We start from the raw sequence: 23982 nt of genomic DNA, 5'->3' as shown, positions 1-23982 counted from the left end.
GGGCCGCCGCGATGGCTCAGGGCGTGCCGGGTGGTGGCGTACGCAGCGCTGGCAGCAGGCGCTGCGGGTTGCCGTCATTGGGCGCGGCCGGAATGCCGAGCAGGCGGGTCATCAGCGGGTAGACGTCGACATTGTCGAAGCCTGGCAGCTGCTTGCCGCGCGCGATGTCCGGGCCCTGCGCCAGGAACACCGCACGCATCGACGGCAGCGCCGGGTCGAACCCGTGCGAGCCGCGCATGCCCTCCCGCGGGCGCTTGGCCAGCTTGGCCGGGAACAGCGCGTCCCAGCCTTCGTGCATCTGGCACACGATCGGGGCGATGCGCGGGTGGCTGCCGTAGTGCCAGCGCGCCGGCAATTCGCCCTTGCGCCAGCAGTCGTACTGCGCGTGCGCACCGAGCAATTGCGCTTCCGCGCGTGCCGTTTGACCAGGCAGCGGCTCGAAACCGATCACCTGGCCGTCGGTGGTGGCCGTGGCGAGGGTGGGCGGGGCCATGGCTTCCACGCTGAGCGCGTGCCCGGGTGGCACCTCGGCCATGCCATGGTCGGAGACCACGATGATGTTGGTGCGCGCGCGGGTGCCGTCGCGCTGCATGCCGGCCAGCAGGCGGCCGATCGCCGCATCCACGGCGCGCACGCTGTTGGCGTATTCCTGCGACTCCGGCCCGTGATCGTGGCCGGCTTCGTCCACGTGTTCGAAATACAGCGTCACCAGCGTGTTGTGCTGTGTGCCCGAGGGCGCGAGCCAGCCGCGCACGGTGTCCACGCGCGCTTCCAGGCTCACGCCTTCTTCGTAATGCCGCCACTGCGTGGGGCGCACGCCCTGGATCGCCGCCTCGCTGCCCGGCCACGACCAGGTGGCCGCATGCAGGCCGGCGTTTTCCGCGCCCACCCACAGCGGCTCGCCGCCCCACCAACGTGCATCGCTCACCGCGTCCTGCTTGCTCAGCCAGAAGCCGCCCAGGGCCGGGTCACGCATGCTGTTGTGCACGATGCCGTGGTGATCCGGGCGAAGGCCGGTGACCAGCGTGTAATGGTTGGGGAAGGTAAGCGAGGGATATGAGGGCGTCATCCACTGCGCCCGCACGCCGTCGCGTGCGAGTTCCGACAGGGCCGGGGTGATGCCGCGGTCGAGCATGTCCGCGCGCAGACCATCGATGGAGATCAGCAGCAGCGTATGCGGCGCGGCCGCTATGGCGGCTTGCGCGGCAGTGGCCGGCGGTGCGGGGCGTGGAGCGGTGCAGGCAGTGAGCACTGCAACGGCGGCGGCGAGCAGAAGACGTCTGTCGATCATCGCGTCAGTTTACGTGGCCGCGGTGACGTGTCGAAGTCATCGGTGCACTGGCGTTGTCGAAGATGCTGCGCGCTTGGTGGCCGACTCGGGCGGTAGCCGCGCAAGCGTGATCCGTGAGCCTGCGCTGTGCCCAAAAAATTGCGGACAACACGGGGGCGCGCGGCGTGCGGCCGCCGAATCGTTGCCAGCACTGCAACGGACCGTTGCCAGCGCCGCTGGCTTCGGCACGCAGGGTTTCAGGCTCCTGCAGGCCACTTACCTGTTGGCATTGTCCATGCGGCTGGTCACCAGCGCGGTGCGCGCGACGTCATTGGCGGCGGTGCTCCGCGGCGCCTGCCAAGGCCTGATGAGGCGATCTACGTTGCGCGCGTGTCTCGCAATACGCGCGCGCAGATCGCGACCACGTGCACACCCACAGGGCATACGCGAACGGCGGCGGCATTCGCCCAGCTCAGCGGGCGAACAGATCCTCGCCGACCACGGCTGCCACCCGGCGCACAGACCGTGGCGACCAGCCTTCCAGTTGCAGCAAGGCCTGTTTGGTCGGCAGCCCGCCACCGAAGCCGGTCAGTGCGCCACTGGCACCGATGACGCGGTGGCAGGGCAGCACGATCGGTAGCGGATTGCGGCCGTTGGCGGCGCCCACCGCACGGCTGGCAGCCGGCCGGCCCACTGCCTGCGCCAGTTGCGCGTAACTCCAGGTTTCACCGAATGGAATGCGGGCCAGTGTGTGCCAGACCTGCAACTGGAACGGCGTGCCGGCCGGGGCCAGTGGCAGGTCGAAGCTGCGCCGCCCGCCATACAGATAATCCAGCAGCTGCTCGCGTGCAGCCTGCACCAGCGGCGCGTCGGGTCCGTGCTGCCAGAGTGCGCGCCCGGGGGCATCGTGGCGGTTCTGCGCGAACAGGATGTGGCGCACGCCGGTGGTGTCGGCCGCCACGGTCAGCGCACCAATCGGCGAGGGGAAGGTGTCGTAGTGCAGCGTGCTCATGAGCGGGTGTCCTTTCGGTCGACGGCAAGATGCCACAGGTGCAGCACGGCGTAGGCGCGCCAGGGCCGCCATGCCTGCGAGCGCGCTTCGGTGGCGCGTTCGCTCAGGCGCTCGGGGGCACCGAGCACCTGTTGCAGGATCAGATCTCCTGCCGGAAATGCATCGGGATGCGACAAGGCGCGCATCGCGATGTAATGCGCGGTCCATGGGCCGATGCCGGGCAGGGCGGTGCATGTGGCGACGAAGTCGCTCAGGCGTTGTCCCGCACCGAAATGCAGGCGGCCGTCGGCGCAGGCCAGGGCAAGCGCACGCAGCGTGGCTGCACGTGTGCGCGGCAGGCCGAGGTGTTCCAGCGGCGCGTCGGCCAGTGCGGCCGGCGCGGGGAAACTGCGATCCAGCCCGGGCGGCATCTCGGGGAGACGGCCGCCATGCCGGTCCACCAGCCGCGCCGCCAGCGTTGCGGCGCCGGCCACGCTGATCTGCTGGCCCAACACGGCGCGCACCGCGACTTCGAACCCGTCCCAGCCACCGGGCACCCGCAAGCCCGGGCGGCGGGTGATGGCCTGTTCCAGCAGCGGGTCCTGGGCGAGCGTGGCATGCACGGCGTGCAGGTCTGCATCCAGGTCGAAGATCCGGCGCACGCGTCGCACGATCTGCGGGATCTGGCGCGGGTCGGTGGCGCCGATCCTTAGCAGCAGTTCGTCGCGCGTTGGTGCAGCGCTGACATGGATCAACGTGGCCTGGCCAGGCGCGCCAATCACGCGCCGGTATCCATCGGCATCCACTTGCTCGATGCCGGGAATGGCACGGCGCTGCAGGAACGTGAGCATCGCCGGCAAATCCAATGGCGGGCGGTAGCCCAGCCGCAGACACAGGTCGCCGCCGGGCACGTCGCTGCGTTGCTTGCGCAGCGCCGACGGCGGCATGCCACAGCCTTGCAGGAATGCCGCATTGAAACGCCGCAGGCTGTTGAACCCGGCCGCGAGCGCCACCTCGGTGACCGGCAGGGCGGTTTCGGTGAGCAGTTGCTTGGCCAGCAGCAGCCGGCGCGTGCCATGCACCTGCAGCGGGGGGGCACCGAGTTGCTGCACGAACTGGCGCTGCAACTGCCGCGCGCTCACGCCCACCCCATCTGCCAGGGCCTGCACCGGCTGCTCCTGCAGCACGCCCTCGGCCAGCATCGCCAGTGCCCGTTGCACGCTCTCTTCACCCAGGTGCTGCTGCGCCTGCGGTGACAGCTCCGGCCGGCAGCGCAGGCACGGGCGATAACCAGCCGCGGTGGCCGCCGCAGCGCTGGGGTAGTAGCTGATATTGGACGGTTTGGGCGGCGGCGCCGGGCACACCGGCCGGCAGTAGATGCCGGTACTGCGCACCGCGGTGAAAAACAGCCCATCAAAGCGCGCATCGCGCGCCAGTCGCGCGCGGTCGCAGTGGGTCCGGTCGGGCATGGCGGTGTGCATGGGCGCCAGTCTATGCGTTGCCTGTGCATGCGGCTGGCCGTTTTCGGACATGGTTGCGGAAGGGCCGCCGTGTTCATGGCAGGGTTCAACTGCTGGCCGCATTCAGCCATAGACTTGGCCTGACTTTCCGCCACGCGTTGCCTGCTCGCCGATGCTCAAATCGCTTTGCCTGTCCCTGTTGTGCGCGCTTGCGCTGGTCGCCTGTGATCGCAACGGTGCGACCTCCGCCGATGCCGAGGTGGGGCAGCAGAGCAGTGGCGCACAGGCGGCCGACGGCGACCACATGGTGTCGGTGGATACGCCCGAGCCGGTGGCGCCACCACCGCGGCCGCGCGCGCAACCCGGCGAGGCCGGCTGGCCGCCCGCTGCGCTGGAACTGGGGCAGGCCTGGATCAGCTGCGCCACCGATTACAGCCGCGAGGCCGGCGATGGCACGGTGCTGCCGGCGCTGGACCGCGCGAGCGTGGAAGCGGCCCTGGCGCCCTGCCGCGAGACCGGCCTGCTGCGGGTGCGCTACGCGGGCAAGATCAATGCCGGCTTTGCGGACATGGTGTGGCGCCTGGCCACGGTGGCCGAGCAACTGCGCCTGCCGCACCGCATCCTGGATCTGGATTCCAGCGGTGGCCAGGTCGAGGCGGCGATCCGCGCCGGCGATGTGATCGGCGAATCCAACTGGACCATCTGGGTGCGCGAAGGCTCCATCTGCCACAGCGCCTGCGTGTTCGTGCTGGCGGCCGGCGACAACCGCCTGGTAGCGGGCAAGGTGGGCATCCACCGCATGATGCGGATCAGCTCCAAGGCCACCTCGCGCGCCGAACTCAATCGTGAATTGCGCGAGGTCTATGGCAACGTCAAGGACTACCTGGAGCGCAACGGCGTGGCGGTGGCGGTGGCCGATCTGATGATGACCGTGCCCAATCGCAGCCTGCGCTTGCTCACCATGGACGAGTTGCGCGAGTACGGCCTGGACGGCACCAACGCGGTGCAGGACGACCTGGAGCGGATCCGGCAGATGCGCAAGTGCGGCGACGCCTTCGTGCGGCGCAAGGATGCGTTCCTGGTTGCCTTCGATCAGAAGTGTAAGGGCGAGGGCGCCGAGCTGGATGCGGTCAACGCCTGCGGTCTGGCGCTGAAGCAGCGCTTCGGCTTCCCCGATGCCGCCTGCCCCGAAGAAAGCCCGCTGGCCGAAACCGACGCGGCCGCGCTGCCGGCCGCCACGCCCCCGGCGGACGCGGCACCGTCACCGGCCAATGCAGCGCCCGCCAGTGCGCGCGACGCCGCGCCGGAGGCCACACCCGCGCAGGAGGCGGCGTCCGATCCTCGGCAGGCGCCCGCCGCCGGTCAGGCCGAAGGCTGAGCTTCACGCGTACCGCACTGCCGGCTGCCTATCGTCGCCGCATGTGATCGGAGCCGGGGGGCAACATGCTTGGGAAATCCAAAGGAATTGCGCTGGCCTATCTGCCCTCCGGGCTGCTGGTGCTGGCCGGCTTCGGCATCGCCGAGCTGTTGCGCGTCATCGCTGCGGCCAACCGCGTGCAGTGGCCGGCCACGCTGGCGGTGTGGTTGAGCCTGGTGGCGATCATTGCTGCGGTGGCCCGCGCGTTGTGGATCAGCTGGCGGCTGTGGCGCCCACGCACGGTGGCCGCGGTGCCCCCCGGCGACGTCTGACAGCAACACCCCGCCGGCGCTTGCCTTGTGCGTGCTCCGGCCTAGACTGCTCCCGCCGCACGCACTGTGACGGCGCCCTCATTCCCCGACGTTCCGTACAAGGTCCTTGCACATGCTTCGTTCCTGTCTGCTCGCTGCGCTGGCCGTGGCGCCTTCCGTGGCCTTCGCACAACAACCGTCCCCGACTGCACGTCCGGCCGCAGCGCCTTCCGCCACCGCGCCTACTGCACGCCCGGCCACAGTCCCTTCTACGACCGCACCCGCTGCGGCCGCGCCCACCGCCGCACAGCAGGCGCAGCTGACCAAGCAGAACACCGAAATGACCCAGGCCGCGCTGCGGGTGGCGCAGATGGTGGACGGCACCCAGGTCGGGCCGTTGTGGGACGGTGCCTCCAGCGTGGCCAAGAAGGCGGTGACGCGCGAGCAGTTCGTCGGCCACATCGGCAGCCAGCGCACGCAGCTCGGGCCGGTGGTCGGGCGCGGGCAGGGCGCGGTGACGCGGGTGAAGTACGGCCCGGGGGCCCAGGTGCCAGAAGGTCTGTACATCAACGTCAGTTTCCCGACCCGGTTTGCGAAGGCGCCGCAGCCGGTACGCGAGCTGGTGTCGTTCCGCCTGGACGAAGACAAGACCTGGCGATTGGCCGGCTACAGCCTGCGGGCGTCGGCCAAGTGATCGTGGCCTCTAAGCGGAGCAACGCATGCAATTGAGCATCGAACTGCAGATGCTGGGCTGGGCCATGGTGCTCGGCCTGGTGCAGCTGCTGGCGGCATCGACCAGCATGACCGCCCAGCGCGGCACCAAGTGGAACGCCAGCGCCCGCGATGGCGAGACCAAGCCGCTGACCGGCGTGGCCGCACGGCTGGATCGTGCGTTCCGCAATTTTCTGGAGACCTTCGCGATCTTCGCCGCGGCAGTGCTGGCGGTGACGGTGGCCGGCCGCACCAATGCCGAAACCGCGCTGGGCGTGCAGCTTTATCTGTGGGCGCGGGTCGCCTACGTGCCGGTGTATGCGCTGGGCATTCCGTACCTGCGCAGCGCGATCTGGGTGGTGTCGTTCTGGGGCATCGTCAAGCTGGTGCGCGCGCTGCTGGGCTGGTAATGCGCGATGGCCGTGCCGCGTCCTGCGGCACGGTGCGCGAGTTGATCTTGATCAAGCAAGCGCGATACGGCCGCTCGTAGACTGTGCGCCTCGCAGTACGCGGAGTACAGCATGCAGACGGTGGATATCGCGGTGATCGGTGCCGGGCCGGTTGGCTTGGCATTCGTACGGACGCTGGCTGGCAGCGGGTTATCGGTCACGTTGATCGACCAGCAATCGCGCGAACACCTCGCCGATCCGGCCTTCGATGGACGCGAGATCGCGCTGACGCATGCATCGCGCGCCTTGCTGGAAACAGGTGGCCTCTGGCAGCACGTGCCGCCCGATGCGATCTCGCCACTGCGCGATGCGCGGGTGATGGATGGCCATTCACCGTTTGCGCTGACTTTCGCATCCGCCTCGCGGCAGGCCGGCGACCTGGGCTGGCTGGTGCCCAATCATCTGATCCGCCGCGCCGCCTGGCAGGCCGTGCAGGCGCAGCCGGGGCTGGAGATCCGCTGCGGTCATCGCGTGCGCGCGCTACAGCACACGCCCACGCGTGTGTGTGTGGAGCTCGCCGATGGGGCGCGGCTGTCGGCGCGGCTGCTGGTTGCAGCCGACAGCCGGTTTTCCAGCACGCGGCGGTTGCTTGGCATCGGCGCGCAGCTGCGCGATTTCGGCAAGACCATGCTGGTGTGCCGCATGCGCCATGCAGTGCCGCACCACCACGCCGCCTGGGAGTGGTTTGGCTATGGCAAGACGCTGGCCTTGCTGCCGCTGCAGGGCGACCGCGCTGGCGCCGTGCTGACTTTGCCGCCACGCCAGGTCGAGGCCTTGCTGGCGATGGACGCGCGCGCGTTCGGCGCGGCGGTGACGGATGCCTTCGAACACCGGCTCGGCCTGATGCAGCAGGACGGCAGCCGCCATGCGTATCCGTTGATCGCAACCTATGCACAACAGTTTGCCGGCGAGCGTGCGGCGTTGATCGGCGATGCGGCGGTGGGCATGCACCCGGTCACTGCGCACGGCTTCAACTTCGGGTTGCAAAGCCAGGCGCGTCTGGCCGAGCGCGTGCTGGCCGCGGCCGCGCGCGGTGGCGATATCGGTGCCGCAGCGGTCGTGCAGGGATATGCGCGGGCGCATCGTTTGGCGACGCGCCCGCTGTATGAAGCAACCAATGCACTGGCCGCGCTGTACACCGACGATCGTGTGCCGGCCCGCTTGCTGCGACGTGGCGCCTTGCGTGCGGCCAATGCGGTGGCGCCGTTCAAGCAGGCGATTGCAGCGCATCTGACCCAGCGGAGCGTTTGAGGCGGTGAAGTGGCAGCGGCAAGCAACGCATGCAGCGTTGCGCTGTCATCATTTTGCGTCGCCTTGCAACGGCGTCCGATGCGTGGTGTTGCAGGACGGCATCCGCTGCGTCGGGAATGCCGGCGTGGCAAGCACGCAGACTGCGATCAGGGCGGCTTGCATCAGCCGCACTGCAGTCAGGCGGGCGCGCTCACACGTGCAGGGATCGCATTGATCGCGGTGCGCGCATCGCCACTGCGCAGCACCGCTTCCAGCAGTGGAGTCACCCAGGCGCAACCGGCCTTGGTCACGTCCGCACGTCAATGCCGCGTCAGCCTTCCAGCGGATGCAAGGCACGCATGCTGCCCCCGTCACGCTCCGCGTGAACACCACGAAGCGACTGTTCGAACCAGAGCGGTGTGGCCGAATCGGCCGCAATCGAAACACTGCAGACATCGCGCTCCGGGTCGTCGGCCGAGCGCGCGATGGTGCATCAGCTCACCGGCCCACCGTCATTCCGCCGGGTCCGCCTCTGGATCTATCGCCAGCACCCGGATCTCCACATCGTCCAACTGCACCAGTTGGCCCGGCCGGATCTTTGCGGTCTTGCGCAGCTCCTGCACACCATCGACGCTGACCGCGCCACTGGCGACGATCGCCTTGCCCTGGCCACCGCTGTCGGCGATGCCGGCCAGCTTGAGCAGCTGGTTGAGCTCGATGTACTCGCCGTCCAGGTCGAATTCCAGAAATTGCATGGTGTGCTCGGTGACAGGGAGGGGAGCGATTATCCGCCTGGAGCGACTGGCAACACCACCGCAATGACGTGGGTCTACCGCCGAGGCGTTCTGTGCGCGAGGTCGCTCGATCAACTAAGGGCTGCAGGTCGCGGCGCGGTGGGCGCTGCATAGTGCGTGGTGCAGGTCGCCCGTCGCTCGCTAGTCGCGCTTGAAGCGTGCGATCTCTTCCAGCATGCGTTCGGCGCGGATGACGCCGGTGCCGGCGTGCGTGCGATCGATGCGTTCCAGCCACGGATGTTGCGCGCGTTGTAGTCGCCGAAAGCCGAGCCAGGTGCCGATGCCGCCGGCCACGCCGACCAGCAGGTTGAGCGCCAGCCAATCGGTCGGCAGAGTTTGGCCGGTGAGGGCGCGCCAGAGCGCGTCGGCCACGGCGACCCACAGCACCCAGAACGCCACGCCCAGCCACGGCACCACGCGCGTGCGCCAGCGCCGCAACCTGGCGAGCGCGTGTTGCGTACGCAGCAGCGGCCCTGCGACATTCAGGTGTGTCAGCAGCTGCAACTGCACCATCGCGGAGATCGCCAATGCCATGCACCAGGCCTGCAGCAGCACGCCGCCAATGACCGCCACGGGCTGATCCGCGTGGGGAATCCAGCTGCGTGCGCTCACAATGGCCAGTGCCAGCGCGCACAGCAATTGCGCGGTCTGCGCGACCCAGAGCGGGCGCAGGCTGCTGCGCACCGTCTCTTCATGCACAACACCAAGCAGTTGCCCGGTCTGTGCAGCCTGCTGATCCAGGCGCTGTTCCAGCGTCTGCCAGGCATGTTTCATGTCATCCAGTTCCATGGGGTTGCTCCGGTTGCGCAAGGGGAAAGGTCACAGTTCGGCGCGGATGCGCGCTTTCAGGCGGCTGAGCTTCGTGGCCACGTTGGTTTCGCTGATGCCCAGCACATCGGCGATCTCGCGGTAGCTGTGGTCGTCCAGGTAGAGCAGCATCAACGCGCGCTCCAGGCGTGGCAGCTGCGTGATGAAGGTGTAGAGCGCGGTGAGCTGGTGTTCGCGCGCCGGGTCGCGGGCATGCGGGTCGGCAATGCTGTCGACCAGCGTGCCCACATCGATCACCTCGCCAGGGGCATGCCGGCGGCTGCGCAGGTCGCTGATCGCCACGTTCAACGCGATGCGGTACATCCAGGTGGAGAAGCGGCGGCGCGGGTCGTAGCTGGGGAAGGCCCGCCACAGGTGTGTGGCGATGTCCTGGGCAAGATCGGCGCGGTCATCCGGATCCCGGCAATAGCTCGCCGCAACCTTCAGCACGATGCCGCGGTGCTGCTGCAGCAGGGCATTGAAGCGGGCGTGCAGGTCTGTTTGCTGGGGCATGGCGACGGCGGCGTGGGTGGGTGAGGAGGGCATGTCTGGATGATTCGCCGGGAGGTGAAAATCCTCACAACCTGAACAAACTGTCACGAACCTTCGACAGCAGGGGCCTTCTGGGCGCACACTATGCTGCTTTGCGCCTGCCGGCTCCGTGCGGCGCCTCCGGAGTTACCCATGACCCAAGAATCTTCCGCGCCGCTGCTGTTTGCAGACCTCGGCCTCTCAGATGCTGTGATGAAGGCGGTTGCCGCCGTCGGCTACGAGACCCCTTCGCCGATCCAGGCCGCCACCATCCCGGCGTTGCTGGCCGGTCGCGACGTGCTCGGCCAGGCCCAGACCGGTACCGGCAAGACCGCCGCGTTCGCGCTGCCGGTGCTGTCCAATGCCGACCTGAACCAGGTCAAGCCGCAGGCGCTGGTGCTGGCGCCGACGCGCGAGCTGGCCATCCAGGTGGCCGAAGCCTTCCAGAAATATGCCGAAGCCATCCCCGGTTTCCGCGTGCTGCCGGTGTACGGCGGCCAGCCGTATGCCCAGCAGCTCAGCGCGCTCAAGCGCGGCGTGCACGTGGTGGTGGGCACCCCGGGCCGGGTGATCGATCACCTGGACCGCGGCACCCTGGACCTGTCGCAGCTGAAGACGCTGGTGCTGGACGAAGCCGACGAAATGCTGCGCATGGGCTTCATCGACGACGTCGAAGCCGTGCTGAAGAAGCTGCCGGAAAAGCGCCAGGTGGCGCTGTTCTCCGCGACCATGCCGCCGGCGATCCGCCGCATTGCGCAGACCTATCTGAAGGACCCGGCCGAAGTCACCATCGCGGCCAAGACCACCACCTCGGCCAATATCCGCCAGCGCTACTGGTGGGTGAGCGGCCTGCACAAGCTGGACGCGCTGACCCGCATCCTGGAAGTCGAGCCGTTCGACGGCATGATCATTTTCGCGCGCACCAAGGCCGCTACCGAAGAGCTGGCGCAAAAGCTGCAGGCGCGCGGTCTGGCCGCGGCCGCCATCAATGGCGACATGCAGCAGGCCGCCCGTGAGAAGACCATCGCACAGCTGAAGGACGGCAAGCTCGACATCCTGGTCGCCACCGACGTGGCCGCGCGCGGCCTGGATGTGGAACGCGTCAGCCACGTGCTGAACTACGACATTCCGTACGACACCGAAAGCTACGTGCACCGTATCGGCCGTACCGGCCGTGCCGGCCGTAACGGCGACGCGATCCTGTTCGTCACCCCCCGCGAGAAGGGCATGCTGCGCGCAATCGAGCGCGCCACCCGTCAGCCGATCGAAGAGATGCAGCTGCCGAGCGTGGACGCGGTCAACGACACCCGCGTGGCGCGTTTCATGACCCGCATCACCGAGACCCTGGCCGGCGGTCAGATCGAGATGTATCGCGATCTGCTGCAGCGCTACGAGAGCGAGAACAACGTGCCGGCGATCGATATCGCCGCGGCAATGGCCAAGTTGCTGCAGGGCGATGCCCCGTTCCTGCTGACTCCGCCGGTGCGTGGCGCACGCGAAGACTTCGCACCGCGTGAGCGCAACGACCGCGCCGACCGTGGCGAGCGCCCGCGCTTCGAGCCCAAGTTCGAGCGTGGCCCGCGTGCGCCAGACGGCGAGCGTGGTGCACGTCCGCCGCGTCTGGACCGCCCGGCCTATGGTGAAGACGCCGGCGCCGAGCGTCCGCGCCGTGAGCCGAGTGCGCCGCGCGGCGAGCCGGAGTTCGGCATGGAGAGCTACCGCATCGAAGTGGGCCACACCCATGGCGTGAAGCCGGCCAACATCGTCGGCGCCATCGCCAACGAAGCCGGCCTGGAAAGCCGCTACATCGGCCGCATCGACATCCAGGACGATTACTCGATCCTGGACCTGCCGGCCGACATGCCGCGCGAACTGCTGACGCACCTGAAGAAGGTCTGGGTGTCGGGCCAGCAGCTCAACATGCGCAAGCTGGAAGAGGGCGAGGCGGCCGCTGCGGCGGCGTCCAAGCCCAAGTTCCCGCGTGGCCCCAAGCCGGCAGGCCGGCCCAACCGGCCGATGGACCGCGCCGGCGCGCCGCACCGCAAGGGTCCGCCCAAGCCGCGTGGCCCGCGCAGCGAGTAAGCGCGCCTGAGCGTGCCTGTGCGCGGCGTCCGCTAAGCGGACGCTGCCATACAGACTCTGCCATTGCTGCCGTTACTGCCTTCAGGCGCCCACTGGGCGCCTGAAACGCATTGGGCAGCGGTGGACGGTGATGGCGAAAGCGCAGACGGCACGAGGCACAGGTGGCGGGACCATGCAGACGGTGCGTGGCTGGCTCACGCTGCCGTTGGCGCTGTTGATCGTGCTGACCGGCTGCATGGCGGTGCTGTCGGCACTGGTGATCGAGGTCCAGGCCGGTGCCACCAGCTGGATCATTGGCGAGAGCCACTGGTCCAAGGCCCAGCAGGAATCGGTGTACTGGCTGGAGCGCTACCTCGGCAGCGCCGATCCGGCGGATCTGCAGGCGGCCTGCCGCGCACTGGAAGTGCCGTTGGGCGATCGCGCGGCGCGGTTGGCGGTGGATGCCTCGCCAATCGACTGGGCCGAGGTCTATGCCGGTCTGGCGGCCGGCCGCAATGCCCGTGAAGACATGCCGCAGATGGTGCGCCTGTACCGATATGGGCAGCGCCTGCCGTACCTGGGCAGCGCAATTGCGCTGTGGAAGCACACCGATGGCGACATCCTGCATCTGAGCCTGCTGGCCGACCGGGCGGCCTCCGCCCAGGCCACTGGCACGCCGGACGCGCGCGCGCTGCAGTCCTTGCGTGCCGAACTGCATCTGCTGGACGGCCGCATGCGGCGCGATGCCGCCCAGTTCCTGACCTTGCTGACCCGCTGCGCGCGCATGCTGCACGATGTGATGGTGACCTGCAGCCTGGCCACCTTGCTGCTGGTGCTGAGCACCTGCGTGCTGGCGATCCGGCGCACCCGCGACTACCTGATGTCGCACGAAGGCCGCTTCCGCACCGCGTTTCAGCATGCCGCGTTGGGCATGGTGAAGTTCGACCTGAGCGGGCGCGTGCTGGATGCCAACGCCTCGCTGGCGAATATCCTGCAGTACCCGCCAGAGGCCTTGCGGGCCTGCACGCTGGCCGAGGTGATGCATCCGGACGACATCGTGCTGGACAGCCGCGGGCTGATCGACTGGCCGCGGCTGATGCAGGCCGGCGAGCTGCGCTTTCTGCGCTCCGATGGCGGCGTGTTGTGGGGGCGCTGGAGTGCCTCGCTGGTGGAGCCGGGGCCGCAGGAGCCAAGCCTGGTGCTGGCGGTGATCGAGGATGTCTCGCAGGCGCACGAACTGGCCGACGAAGTGGCCTATCACGCGCGCCATGACGCGCTCACCGGGCTGATCAATCGCCGCGAGATCGAGCGCCGCCTGCAACGCCTGATCGACCCGCCGCAGTCACCGCAGCTGTGCCACGCGCTGTGCTTCGTGGACCTGGATCACTTCAAACTGGTCAACGACACCTTCGGGCATGCGGTGGGCGACAAGTTCCTGTGCCACTTCGCCGACGTGATCACCATGCAGCTGCGCCCCGGCGACTGGCTGGGGCGGCTGGGCGGCGACGAGTTCGCGATCCTGCTGGCCAACACCGACCTGGCGCATGCGCACACGTTGCTGGAGCGGATGCATGGCGTGCTTGGCCAACCGTGGAGCCACCAGGGCGGCCGGCCGCTGACCCCGAGCTGCAGTTTCGGCGTGGTGGAGATCCGCCAGGGGGCCGACGACGTCAACCTGCTGATGACCGCGGCCGACCTGGCCTGCCATGCGGCCAAGGAAGAAGGCCGCAACCGCATCCGCAGTTTCGGCGAGACCGATCTGGCGATGGCGCGGCGGCGCCACGACGGCGGCTGGATCAGCGCGGTGCAACAGGCCATCGCCGAAGACCGGCTGCTGCTGTACGCGCAGAAGATCCAGGTGCTCAGCGACCCGGGGCGTGTGCAATACGAAGTGCTGGTGCGCATGCGCACGCGCGACGGGCGCGTGCTCAGCCCTGGCGAATTCCTGCCGGCGGTGGAACGTTACGGCCTGGGCCGCATGGTGGATGCGCACGTGCTGGAAACCCTTTGTGCGCAGCTGTCGGCCAATCCGGCGCATGTGGCGAGCCTGGACCTGTGCCATGTGAACCTGTCCGCGCAGTCGATCGCGCAACGCGACTTCCTGGATTTTGTCTGTGCCTTGTTCGAACGCTACCCGGCGCTGGTGGCCAAGCTGTGCCTGGAAATCACCGAAACCGCGGTGATCGGCGATCTGGAGCACGCGCAGCGGTTCGTGCAGAGCGTGCGTGCGCGCGGCTGCCATGTGGCGCTGGATGATTTCGGCAGCGGCCTGGCCTCGTTCGGCTATCTCAAGCAATTTACGGTGGACGTGCTCAAGATCGACTGCGGCTTCGTACGCAATTACGCGCATGACGCCGTGGACCGCGCCACCGTGCATTCGATCGCGCAGGTAGGGCTGGCGCTGGGGATCGAGGTGGTGGCCGAGGGCGTGGAATCGGAGGCCGACATCGCCGGCCTGCGCGAGGCCGGGGTCGGCCAGGTGCAAGGGTTTAGCCTGCACCGGCCATGCCCGCTGGATGACCTGCTGCATGTGCCGCTGCCCAGCCTGGCTGCCTCCTGAGCGGTCCTGACGCACGCAATGGCCCGCGCGGCGCCGCAATCGCCGATAATCCGCCGATGACGACCCGACTCAACAAACATATCGCCGAAACCGGCTTCTGCTCCCGCCGCGAGGCGGACCGCCTGATCGGCGAACGCCGCGTCACCGTCAATGGCGTGATCGCCGGCACCGGCGCGGTGGTCGGCGAAGACGACACCGTGCTGGTGGACGGCCAGCCCCTGCGCGTGCGCGAGGCCAAAAAGCCTGGTACCCGGCGCCACGTGTACATCGCACTCAACAAACCGGTGGGCATCACCAGCACTACCGAGAGTTCGGTGAAAGGCAACATCGTGGAGTTCGTGGGCCACGAGCAGCGCATCTTCCCGATCGGCCGGCTGGACAAGGACTCCGAAGGGCTGATCCTGATGACCAGCAACGGCAACATCGTCAACGAGATCCTGCGCGCGGAAAATCGCCACCAGAAGGAATACCTGGTCGCGGTCAACAAGCCGGTCACCGACGAATTCCTGCGCGGCATGGCCCGCGGCGTGCGCCTGCATGACGAAACCACCTTGCCGTGCCGTACCGCGCGCATCGCCAAGTTCGGCTTCCGCATCGTGCTGGAGCAGGGCTTGAACCGGCAGATCCGCCTGATGGCCGCGGCGTTCGGTTTCCGCGTGACCCAACTGCGCCGCGTGCGCATCGACAACATCAAGCTGGCCGCGCTCAAGCCCGGCCAGTGGCGCAATCTCACCGACCAGGAATTGCAGGGGTTATTGCCGCAGCGTACTGATTGGTGAGTGTGGCTTGGCAGCGTGTTGGAGCGGTTGCTGCTTGGCGCAGTTTGATCGTCGCTTGGACGCGTCCCGATGCATCATCTGGAATGCTCATCGTAGGAGCGCGCTTGCGCGCGATGGGGCGTTACCGATAAAGCCCCTCGCGCGCAAGCGCGCTCCTACAACAGCCGGGTGTTTGACGCATTAGGACGCTGGTGCGCAGCGCGTGCTGAGCCTGTCGTGCGAATTGGTACTGCGATGACTTTGGCGGTGCAGACACTCAGAAGGTTCGGTGCCCGTAGGAGCGCGCTTGCGCGCGATGAGGCGTTCCCGGTCAAGCTCCTCGCGCGCGAGCGCGCTCCTACGTAAAACATGGCCGCTCGGCGTCGCCGATCAATCGACGATGTTCTTCGCCTCGGCGGTACCCAGCAATTCGGGATGCACCACCTTGCGGCGCCGCTCCAGCACCGGATGCAGGAAGACCGCGCCCAGGATGATCGCCACGCCGAGGTAAAACAGCGGCGTCAGTTCGCGTTGTTCGCCCAGCAACACGATTGCCAGCACGATCGCGTAGACCGGCTCCAGGTTGGTCACCAACTGCACCGAATAGGCGCTGAGGTGGCGCAGAGCGACCAGCGCCAGGGCAAACGGCAGCAGCGTGCAGGCCAGGGAGAGGCCGAGCAGCAACACGCCATCGTGCAGGCTGGGCAGCACCAGCAGATCGCCATGCAGGGCTGGCAGCACCAGTGGCAGGGCCGGCGCCAGCACCGTCAGGGCTAGCGTGCCGGCGCCCAGTTCCAGCGCGGTGACGGTGAGCGGGTCCGCGTGCGCCACCATGCGTTTGTTGAGCGAGCCGAACAGGCCGACGAACACCGCCGAGACCGCGCCGACCACCACGCCGGCACGCATGCCATCGGGCACGCCACCGACCACCAGCGCCACGCCCGGCAACACCGCCAGCCCGAACAGCAGCTCGCGCGGCCGGAACGGGCGCTGCGCCACCCAGGGTTCGATCACCGCGGTGAACACCGGCGCCAATGCGATACAGGTCGCCGCCACCGAAGCGTTCGCCAGCTTGATCGCGCCGTAAAAGGTGAGCCAGTGCAGCGCCACCAGCACGCCGATGCCGCAATAGGCCAGCATCACCGGCACCGACATCGCGCGCAGCCCGCGCGACACGCGCGGCAGCAGCAACAACGCCACCACCACAATCAGCATCCGCCACCACACCAACGGCAGCGCCTGCAGCGTGATCAGCTTGCCGAGGATCGCGGTGATGCCCCAGAGCAGCACGCAGAAGTGGATTTGCAGTTGCGCTTTGCGCAGGTCGGACATGGGCATGCGCCATTGTCGCCGAAACCGCTGGGCTGGCCTACGTGTTGTTGGCTCCAAAGCGGTGCGCGCAGGACTACGGAAGCGGACGTCGAGTTGTCTGCAAAGGCGGCGCAGGCTGAGTCAAGGCCAAGCCTGTAGCGGCATGTGTCTTCGGCCCCAAGGCGTTGCGCGCGGTACTGCAGAAGTGTCATCGGGTTTCTCTGGAGCTATCGCAGATGCAACCACCGCCACAGCGGTAGCGCGCCAGCCGCTGGCACACCGAACGCCACCGTCGCGCCTGACCTGCGCGGTCGTGCCTCGCGCTCCGCTAGCGGTCCATTGCCTGAAGAGGGACCATCATCGCCGCCGGGTTGCGTTGCTCAGGCGAGCTGATGAAAGACCAGGGCATCTCGCGCACAGTGGCCGTTGCCGTTGCCGCGCGTGCAGCGGGCCGGCCACTGACGCACCGGACGCAACCGTCGCGCCAGACCTGCGCGGTCGTGCCTCGCGCTCCGCTAGCGGTCCATTGCCTGAAGAGGGACCATTATCGCCGCCGGGTTGCGTTGCTCAGGCGAGCTGATGAAAGGCCAGCGCATCTCGCGCACAGTGGCCGTTGCCGTTGCCGCGCGTGTAGCGGCCGGCCGCTGGCACAACGACCGCACCCGTAATGCCTGAACTGCGCCGCAGCGCCTCGCGCGCCGCTAGCGTCCCAGCGCCTGCAGCAGCGCCATCGCCGCAGCCGGATTGCGCTCCTTGGCTGCGCTGATGAAGAACACGAACACCTCGCGCACAGTGGCCGGTGCCGGTGCATCGCTAACATGCGGAAGATCGGCCGGGTCTTCGCCACGACGCCAGGCCTGGATGCGCTCGGCCCACTGCGCCAGCGCCGGTGCCGGATAACCGGTGTGCAGGCGTGCCTGGCTGCGCATCAGCCGTGCATAAACAAAATCCGTGGAGAGATCGGCAAACGAGGGGTGCTCGTCAGAATCAGTGAACACCGTGGCCACGCCATGTTGGCGCACCCGCGCGATGAGCGCGGCATCCACGGCGTCGTGGTCGCGGATCTCCAGCACGTGCCGTAGCACGCGGCTGCCGACGCGCTTGGGCAACAGCGACAGGAACCCCTCCAGGTCATCGGGCCGCAGGCGATGGCCTCGCTCGAATTGCCACACCAGCGGCCCGAGTGTGTCGCCGAGCTCGGCAATGCCACCGATGAAGTCCTCCACCTGCGCGCCGGTGCCAGCCAGCGTGCGTGATTGGGTGATACGCCGCGGCGCCTTGGCCGAGAACACAAAGCCCGGTGGCACCTCGTCGCGCCACTTTGCGTAGGTCGCCGGTTTCTGCGCACCGTAGTACGTGCCGTTGATTTCGATGGCGGTGACATGGCGGCTGGCGTATTCCAGCTCCCGGCGCTGCACCAGGCCCTCGGGGTAGAACATGCCGGCGCGCCACGGTGCGTACACCCAGCCGCCAATGCCGACATGGATGCCTTCCAGGGCAGGGGGCGCTGCAGCGAACAGATCGGTCATGGCGGGCTCCGCAGTGGCGAGGGGGGATGCCGCGATGCGCCGGAACTGTGATCGCTGCAAGTGACCGATGATACCGACGCCGCCGCAAGACGCTGGCGACAGCGGATACCTTGCGGCGTGCAACCAGTGCCTGAGGATGCTCTGTCGCTGGCAGCCGGCTACCATCGGGCTCCCCTTGCCGGAGCGTTGTCATGACCTGGACCACCCCCGATCTTTGCGACCGCTTTCCCGAGGTAGCGGTCGCCGAACCGCTGTTTCGGCACTTTGGTGGGCGCACCACCTTTTCCGGGCCGATCGCCACGGTGCGCTGTGTCGAGGACAACTCGCGCATACGCGAGCTGGCTTCCACGCCTGGCGACGGGCGCGTGCTGGTGGTCGATGGGCAAGGCTCCTTGCGGCACGCTTTGTTCGGTGACCAGATCGGCTCACAGGCGGTGGCCAATGGCTGGGCCGGCGTGCTGATCCACGGGTGCGTGCGTGACGTGGAGATCCTGGCCGGCTTGCCGTTGGGGGTGCTGGCGTTGGCGGCGTGCCCACGCCGCACCGAGCGCCGCGACCTGGGCGATGTGGACGTGCCGGTGAATTTTGCCGGCGTGGCCTTCGTCCCGGGGCACTGGCTGTATGCCGATGCGAACGGTGTCGTGGTGGCAGCGACGCCGTTGTCGCTCGACAGCGCCGGCGTGGAGCATTGATTGATGAGCACACAGCAGCACAGCAAGCCGATGACCTGGATGATGGTGGGAGCGATGGCGATGGCTGGCATGACAGCGAGTGGTGTCACCTTGGCCGCTGAGACCGCTGCATTGCCGGCCGGCATGCAGCAGTTCGACGCGCAGATGGAGCGGGTGCGCAAGCAGTTCGATGTGCCCGGCATTGCCGTAGCCATCGTCAAGGATGGCCAGATCGTGCTGGAACGCGGCTACGGTGTGCGCGAGCTGGGCAAGCCGGCGCCGGTGCAGGCCAATACGCTGTTCGCCATTGCTTCCAACACCAAGGCCTTCACCGCCGCATCGCTGTCGATCCTGGCCGATGAGGGCAAGCTCTCGCTGGACGACAGGGTCATCGAGCACCTGCCGTGGTTCCGCATGTCCGACCCGTATGTCACCAACGAAATGCGCGTGCGCGACCTGCTCGCGCACCGCAGCGGTTTGAGCCTGGGCGCAGGCGATCTGCTGTACTGGCCCACCACCAGTTACACCACTGAAGAAGTGGTGCAGCGGCTGGCCAAGGTGCCGCTCAAGGGCGGCTTCCGCGACCGCTACGCCTACGACAACATCTTGTACGCGGTCGCTCAGAAAGTGATCGAGCAGGTATCCGGGCAGAGCTATGCTGCGTTCCTGCAACAGCGCATTTTCACGCCGGCGGGCATGGCCGGCACACGCTTCAATGCCGACCACCTGCAACCCGGCGATGCCGCCGCCGTGGGGCATGCCAAGTACGACTTCAGCAAGCTGCGCACGGTAGCGCCGCTGACCTGGTCCAACAATTCCGGCGCCGGCGGGGTGTATTCCAGTGCGCACGACATGGCGTTGTGGATGAACGTGCAACTGGCCGGCGGCGCGCTGGCCGATGGCACCCCCTTGTTCAGTGCCAAGCGGCAGCGCGAGATGTGGTCGATGATCACGCCGATCAGTGTGCCGGAGTCGGCGGTGCCCGAGCTGGCCGCGGCGCGCCCCAACTTTGCCGGCTACGGCGAAGGTTGGAGCCTGAGCGATTACCGCGGCCATCGGCTGGTGTGGCACACCGGCGGTTGGCCGGGCATGGTGTCGCGGCTGACCCTGGTGCCGGAGCAAAAACTCGGCGTGGTGGTGCTGACCAATCAGGAGGTGGGCGCGGCATTCAACGCGGTGACGCTGCAAGTGCTGGATGCGTTCTTGCAGCTGCCCGCCACCGACTGGACCGCCGCCTACGCCAAGGCCGTGGAAAAGGCAGATGCCGAAGCCGATACCAGCTGGAAACACCATGAGCAGGCGCGTGCCAAGCGCTCGGCGCCGTCGTTACCGCTGAGTGGATACGCCGCGACCTATCGCGACCCCTGGTACGGCGAGGTGGTGATCCGCCAGGACGGCAAGCGGCTGCGCCTGGAGTTCGCCAAGACTGCGCAACTGGTCGGTACGCTGGAGCACTGGCAGCACGACAGCTTCATCGTGCGCTGGGACGACCGCTCCTTGAATGCCGATGCGTTCGTCAACTTCGCGCTGACCCCCGACGGCAAGGTGCGTGAGATGCGCATGGAGGCCGTATCGCCATTGACCGACTTCAGTTTCGATTTCCAGGATCTGGTGTTGATGCCGGTGGCAGCGCAGGAGTGAGCTGGCGCGCACAGGTGGCCCTGCAGGGGCCGCCGGACCGCAGCGCGCGCAGACACGCAGCCACCAGATTTCGGCCGAGCTCATCTGCGTCGCGTGGCTACCAGCGGCCACGGAGCGCGGCCTTCGAACGACCGGTGGCGGCCCGCCGGCTGCCACCGCACTGGTATCTCGCAGTTGCGCCCGCCTGTCGCGTAACGAACGCAACTGCTTGCAGGTCGCCGCCGTGCGCCGCCCGTCGGCGCTATCGCCCACCGGCCTGGCTCGCTATGATCCGCGCAACTCTCAGGGACGCCGTCCACGCATGACCACTCCGCAGATGTCGGTGTATTTCTTTTTGCAGGCCGCCGCGATCCTGCTGGCGTGCCGTGTGGTGGGTCTACTGGCCAAGCGCGTAGGTCAACCGCAGGTGGTGGGCGAGATGATTGCCGGCGTGATGCTGGGGCCGTCGCTGTTCGGACTGGTGTTGCCGGATCTGCAGACGGCGCTGTTTCCCAAGCAAACCATGGACGTGCTGTACGTGTTCGCGCAGTTCGGCGTGGGCCTGTACATGTTCCTGGTCGGCACCGACTTTCGTGGCGACCACTTCAAGGCGCGCTATCGCAGTGCCATGAGCGTGTCGTTGGCCGGCATCGCGGTGCCGTTTGCATTGGCGTTCGCGCTGTGCCCGTGGTTGATCAACGTGCAAGGCCTGTTCTCCGAAAAGGCCAAGCTGATGGAGGCTTCGCTATTCCTGGGTGCGGCCATCGCCATCACCGCCTTCCCGATGCTGGCGCGCATCATCCACGAGCGCGGCCTCACCAACAGCCCATTGGGCACGCTGGCGCTGACCGCCGGCGCGTTCGACGATGCCGCGGCGTGGTGCATCCTGGCCGTGGTGCTGGCGAGCTTCGGTGGCAGCTGGGGCAGCGCATATCTGGCCATCGGCGGCGGCGTGGCCTACGCGTTGTTCATGCTTTTTGTCGGGCGCCACCTGCTGCGCCGGTTGTCTGATTACGTGGTGCCCGATCAGCCGCTCGGCAACGGCGTGTTGGCGGTGATCCTGATGCTGTTCTGCCTCAGCGCCTGGGCGATGGATGCGATCGGTATCCATGCGGTGTTCGGCGGCTTCCTGCTCGGCGCCTGCCTGCCGAAGGGGGCGTTGACCGAAAAGCTGCGCGCGATGATGCAGCCGTTCGTGGTGGTGTTGCTGCTGCCGCTGTTCTTCACTTACTCGGGGCTCAAGACCCAGCTCAGCGTGCTGATGCAGCCGCAGATCATGCTGGCCGGCGTGGCGATCCTGGCGGCCTCGTTCATCGGCAAGGGCGTGGCCTGCTGGGCGGCGGCGCGTGCCACCGGCGAAAACAACCGCGACGCGATGGCGATCGGTTCGCTGATGAACGCGCGTGGCCTGATGGAGCTGATCATCATCAACATCGGCCTGCAGGCCGGGGTGATCGAACAAGGCCTGTTCTCGGTGCTGGTGCTGATGGCGATTTTGTCCACCTTGATGGCCACGCCGCTGTTCAACTGGATCATGCGCCGCCACGCCCACGTGAGCGACGCGGTGCCGAGCCTGCAATCGCGGTGAGGGCGCGCAGTTGTCTGCTGTGGCAGGCAACTGCAGCGGTATGAGCGCTGGGTGGCGCGTCAACGCCTCAGCGGCAACTGCACGCTGGCCAGCAGGCCACCGCCGGCGCGGTTGCTGACGACCAGGCGGCCATCGTGCGCCTGGCAGATGGCTGATGCGATCGCCAGGCCCAGGCCGCTGCCACCGGAATGCCGGGCGCGCGAGCTGTCGGCGCGCCAGAAGCGATCCAGCAGATGCGGTAATTGTGCAGGCTCTACCCCGGGGCCACGGTCGCCCAAGGTGAGCTCCACGCCGGAGCCTTCGCGGCGCACCTCTATCTCCAGCACCTTGCCGGCTGCGGCGTAGCGCACTGCGTTGTCGATCAGGATCGACAACACCTGGCCCAGCCGATGCCGGTCGGCGCGCAGGCGGAGGGGCGGATGCGTGGGGTAGTGGATGGCCATTTGCGCCTCGCGCAGCACGGGCCCCGCCCACTCGATGCGCTCGGCGGCGAGCTCGTGCAGGTCGACGCTTTCCGGCTCCAGCACCAGTTGGCCGGCACGCGCTAGCGATACCAGGTGCAAATCCCCGATCAGCCGATTGATCTGCTCCAGCTGGCGATGCACCAGCCGAAGTTGCTCGGGTTCGCGCGGAAAGACGTCATCCAGCATGCCTTGCACGCGCCCCATTGCGGCATTGAGCGGGGTGCGCAATTCATGCGCGAGCATCGCGCTGGAGTCGCGCAATTCGCGCTCGTACTGCTGCAGCCTGCCGCTCATGGTGTTGAAGTCGTCGGCCAGGGCGGTGAGCTCGTCCGGTGCGCCAGTCACCACCTGCGCGCGCGCTCCGAAGTCGCCGTCGCTGACCCGGTGCGCTGCGGAAGCCACCTGCGAAAATTGCCGCGACAGCGGCCGCAATGCGAGCAGGCCGCAGAACAGGATGACCGGGACCGAGATGGTCATCATGGCGCCCAGCATCCACCAGTCCGGATTGGCCAGCCCGGGCAGGAAATTTTCGATGTCGTAATAGCGCTGGAACAGCTCCCACAGGCGCGCCTGGTTGGCCCTGGGTTGCTCGATCAGCTGGGCGATTTCCGCGCGCGGCTCAGCCGGCACGGTGCTCAGGATCAGGCTATAGCGAAGATTGAAATAGCACCACATGCCGAAGGCGATGACCATCATGGTCAGCACCGCCAGCGCGCTCATGCGCAGCCCCACCCACCACCACAGCGGCGCCTGGCTACGCCACGCATGAAATCGCCGCAGGGCATTCATTGAAAGCGGTATCCCACTGCGCGCACGGTGACCAGGACGCCGGTGATGCCATGCACTTCAAGTTTGCGGCGCAGGTTGTGGATGTGCGAATCCACCACCCGTTCCAGCGCATCGCTGTCGGGCAGGCAGGCGTCGAGCAATTCGCTGCGCGTAAAGGCCTTGAATGGTGTCTTGAGCAACAGCGCGAGCAGATTGAATTCGGTCGGTGTCAGATCCAGCGCCACGCTGTCGCCGCTCTCGCCTTGCACGCTGGCAACCACGGCGGCCGGATCCACGCTCAGCCGACCGTGCTGCAGGGGCTCGCCCGGCGCGCGCACGGCCACGCTTCGGCGCAGTACGGCATGCACGCGCGCCACCACTTCCTTGGGGCTGTACGGCTTGACAACGTAATCGTCGGCGCCGTAGCGCAGTGCGCCGAGCTTCTCCGGTTCATCGCCAATGGCGGTGACCATGATCACCGGCGTGTCGCCGGCGCGGCGGATCGCCGACAGCACCTCGATGCCGCTGAGCTTGGGCAGCATCACATCCAGCAGCACCAGATCCGGTGCCCATTGCCGATGCAGCTGGATGGCGCGTTCACCATCTCCGGCCACTGCCACATCGAAGCCATCGCGGCGGAGATAGGCCTCCAAAATGCTGGCGCTATCGGCGTCGTCTTCCACCAGCAGAACCTTTTTGCCTGTCATGGCGTGCTGCCCTGTCGTCTCGATCAAATCTGGA

21 protein-coding genes and 1 pseudogene are annotated in these 23982 nt (G+C 67.6%); 11 read left to right on the top strand and 11 right to left on the bottom strand.

The window, feature by feature from the left end; all coding sequences use genetic code 11:
- Positions 1-16: 16 nt before the first annotated feature.
- From ACCQ01_RS14855 to ACCQ01_RS14845, 3 genes are all read right to left on the bottom strand, one after another.
- The gene (locus ACCQ01_RS14855; protein ID WP_228431725.1) at positions 17-1291 is read right to left on the bottom strand and encodes an alkaline phosphatase family protein; all 1275 of its coding nucleotides are present in this window, start codon (positions 1289-1291) and stop codon (positions 17-19) included.
- A gap of 451 nt (positions 1292-1742) precedes the next feature.
- Positions 1743-2282: a methylated-DNA--[protein]-cysteine S-methyltransferase gene (locus tag ACCQ01_RS14850; protein ID WP_228431726.1), complete on the bottom strand. Its 540-nt coding sequence runs from the start codon at positions 2280-2282 to the stop codon at positions 1743-1745.
- A complete protein-coding gene (locus ACCQ01_RS14845) occupies positions 2279-3742 on the bottom strand; it encodes an AlkA N-terminal domain-containing protein (RefSeq protein ID WP_228431727.1) in 1464 nt (487 codons plus the stop codon). The genes ACCQ01_RS14850 and ACCQ01_RS14845 overlap by 4 nt, the downstream gene beginning before the upstream one ends.
- 151 nt (positions 3743-3893) lie before the next feature.
- On the opposite strand from ACCQ01_RS14845, the gene ACCQ01_RS14840 reads away from it, so the two are divergent.
- The 5 genes from ACCQ01_RS14840 (at position 3894) to ubiM (ending at position 7800) form a co-directional block, all read left to right on the top strand.
- The gene (locus ACCQ01_RS14840) at positions 3894-5099 is read left to right on the top strand and encodes a COG3904 family protein (RefSeq protein WP_228431728.1); all 1206 of its coding nucleotides are present in this window, start codon (positions 3894-3896) and stop codon (positions 5097-5099) included.
- A 65-nt stretch (positions 5100-5164) separates the two neighbouring features.
- Complete coding sequence (locus ACCQ01_RS14835) at positions 5165-5410, top strand: hypothetical protein (protein ID WP_014508334.1); 246 nt, start codon at positions 5165-5167, stop codon at positions 5408-5410.
- A gap of 112 nt (positions 5411-5522) precedes the next feature.
- A complete protein-coding gene (locus tag ACCQ01_RS14830; protein ID WP_228431729.1) occupies positions 5523-6083 on the top strand; it encodes a DUF4019 domain-containing protein in 561 nt (186 codons plus the stop codon).
- A 25-nt stretch (positions 6084-6108) separates the two neighbouring features.
- A complete protein-coding gene (locus ACCQ01_RS14825) occupies positions 6109-6510 on the top strand; it encodes an MAPEG family protein (RefSeq protein WP_011037778.1) in 402 nt (133 codons plus the stop codon).
- Between the two features lie 111 nt (positions 6511-6621).
- Positions 6622-7800, top strand: a complete 1179-nt coding sequence (ubiM, locus tag ACCQ01_RS14820; RefSeq protein ID WP_228431730.1) for a 5-demethoxyubiquinol-8 5-hydroxylase UbiM — start codon at positions 6622-6624, stop codon at positions 7798-7800.
- 176 nt (positions 7801-7976) lie between these two features.
- On the opposite strand, the pseudogene ACCQ01_RS14815 reads toward ubiM, so the two are convergent.
- The 4 genes and pseudogenes from ACCQ01_RS14815 to ACCQ01_RS14800 form a co-directional block, all read right to left on the bottom strand.
- A pseudogene (locus ACCQ01_RS14815) lies at positions 7977-8266 on the bottom strand (hypothetical protein).
- Between the two features lie 25 nt (positions 8267-8291).
- The gene (locus ACCQ01_RS14810) at positions 8292-8534 is read right to left on the bottom strand and encodes an RNA-binding S4 domain-containing protein (protein ID WP_228431731.1); all 243 of its coding nucleotides are present in this window, start codon (positions 8532-8534) and stop codon (positions 8292-8294) included.
- Between the two features lie 180 nt (positions 8535-8714).
- Positions 8715-9362, bottom strand: coding sequence for a hypothetical protein (locus ACCQ01_RS14805; protein WP_228431732.1), 648 nt, complete (start codon positions 9360-9362; stop codon positions 8715-8717).
- A 30-nt stretch (positions 9363-9392) separates the two neighbouring features.
- Positions 9393-9893, bottom strand: a complete 501-nt coding sequence (locus ACCQ01_RS14800; RefSeq protein ID WP_228431733.1) for an RNA polymerase sigma factor — start codon at positions 9891-9893, stop codon at positions 9393-9395.
- A 171-nt stretch (positions 9894-10064) separates the two neighbouring features.
- Between ACCQ01_RS14800 and ACCQ01_RS14795 the strand changes: the two genes are divergently transcribed.
- From ACCQ01_RS14795 to ACCQ01_RS14785, 3 genes are all read left to right on the top strand, one after another.
- On the top strand, positions 10065-11993 hold the full coding sequence (locus ACCQ01_RS14795; protein ID WP_228431734.1) for a DEAD/DEAH box helicase: 1929 nt from the start codon (positions 10065-10067) through the stop codon (positions 11991-11993).
- Between the two features lie 172 nt (positions 11994-12165).
- Positions 12166-14532, top strand: coding sequence for a putative bifunctional diguanylate cyclase/phosphodiesterase (locus tag ACCQ01_RS14790; RefSeq protein WP_115573250.1), 2367 nt, complete (start codon positions 12166-12168; stop codon positions 14530-14532).
- A 56-nt stretch (positions 14533-14588) separates the two neighbouring features.
- A complete protein-coding gene (locus ACCQ01_RS14785; RefSeq protein ID WP_011037770.1) occupies positions 14589-15311 on the top strand; it encodes a pseudouridine synthase in 723 nt (240 codons plus the stop codon).
- A gap of 369 nt (positions 15312-15680) precedes the next feature.
- Here ACCQ01_RS14785 and ACCQ01_RS14780 read toward each other — a convergent pair whose 3' ends face one another.
- Complete coding sequence (locus ACCQ01_RS14780; RefSeq protein ID WP_228431735.1) at positions 15681-16628, bottom strand: DMT family transporter; 948 nt, start codon at positions 16626-16628, stop codon at positions 15681-15683.
- 674 nt (positions 16629-17302) lie between these two features.
- Positions 17303-18130, bottom strand: coding sequence for a DUF72 domain-containing protein (locus tag ACCQ01_RS14775; RefSeq protein ID WP_228431736.1), 828 nt, complete (start codon positions 18128-18130; stop codon positions 17303-17305).
- A gap of 191 nt (positions 18131-18321) precedes the next feature.
- Between ACCQ01_RS14775 and rraA the strand changes: the two genes are divergently transcribed.
- From rraA to ACCQ01_RS14760, 3 genes are all read left to right on the top strand, one after another.
- Positions 18322-18822 (top strand): ribonuclease E activity regulator RraA, encoded by a 501-nt coding sequence (rraA, locus tag ACCQ01_RS14770; protein ID WP_042598260.1) that lies wholly within the window; start codon positions 18322-18324, stop codon positions 18820-18822.
- Positions 18823-18861: 39 nt separating this feature from the next.
- Positions 18862-20442, top strand: a complete 1581-nt coding sequence (locus ACCQ01_RS14765; RefSeq protein WP_487247913.1) for a serine hydrolase — start codon at positions 18862-18864, stop codon at positions 20440-20442.
- Between the two features lie 301 nt (positions 20443-20743).
- Positions 20744-22009 (top strand): cation:proton antiporter, encoded by a 1266-nt coding sequence (locus ACCQ01_RS14760; protein ID WP_228431737.1) that lies wholly within the window; start codon positions 20744-20746, stop codon positions 22007-22009.
- Between the two features lie 59 nt (positions 22010-22068).
- On the opposite strand, the gene ACCQ01_RS14755 is transcribed toward ACCQ01_RS14760, so the two are convergent.
- Complete coding sequence (locus ACCQ01_RS14755; protein ID WP_228431738.1) at positions 22069-23262, bottom strand: sensor histidine kinase; 1194 nt, start codon at positions 23260-23262, stop codon at positions 22069-22071.
- A complete protein-coding gene (locus tag ACCQ01_RS14750) occupies positions 23259-23948 on the bottom strand; it encodes a response regulator (protein WP_228431739.1) in 690 nt (229 codons plus the stop codon). Before ACCQ01_RS14750 ends, ACCQ01_RS14755 begins: the two co-directional genes overlap by 4 nt.
- Between the last annotated feature and the right edge of the window lie 34 nt (positions 23949-23982).

It is taken from the genome of Xanthomonas sp. NCPPB 4037 (assembly GCF_041475695.2).
Classification (GTDB): domain Bacteria; phylum Pseudomonadota; class Gammaproteobacteria; order Xanthomonadales; family Xanthomonadaceae; genus Xanthomonas; species Xanthomonas campestris.
Note: the sequence above shows the minus strand (reverse complement) of the source record. Positions and strands in the feature narration are given on the sequence as shown.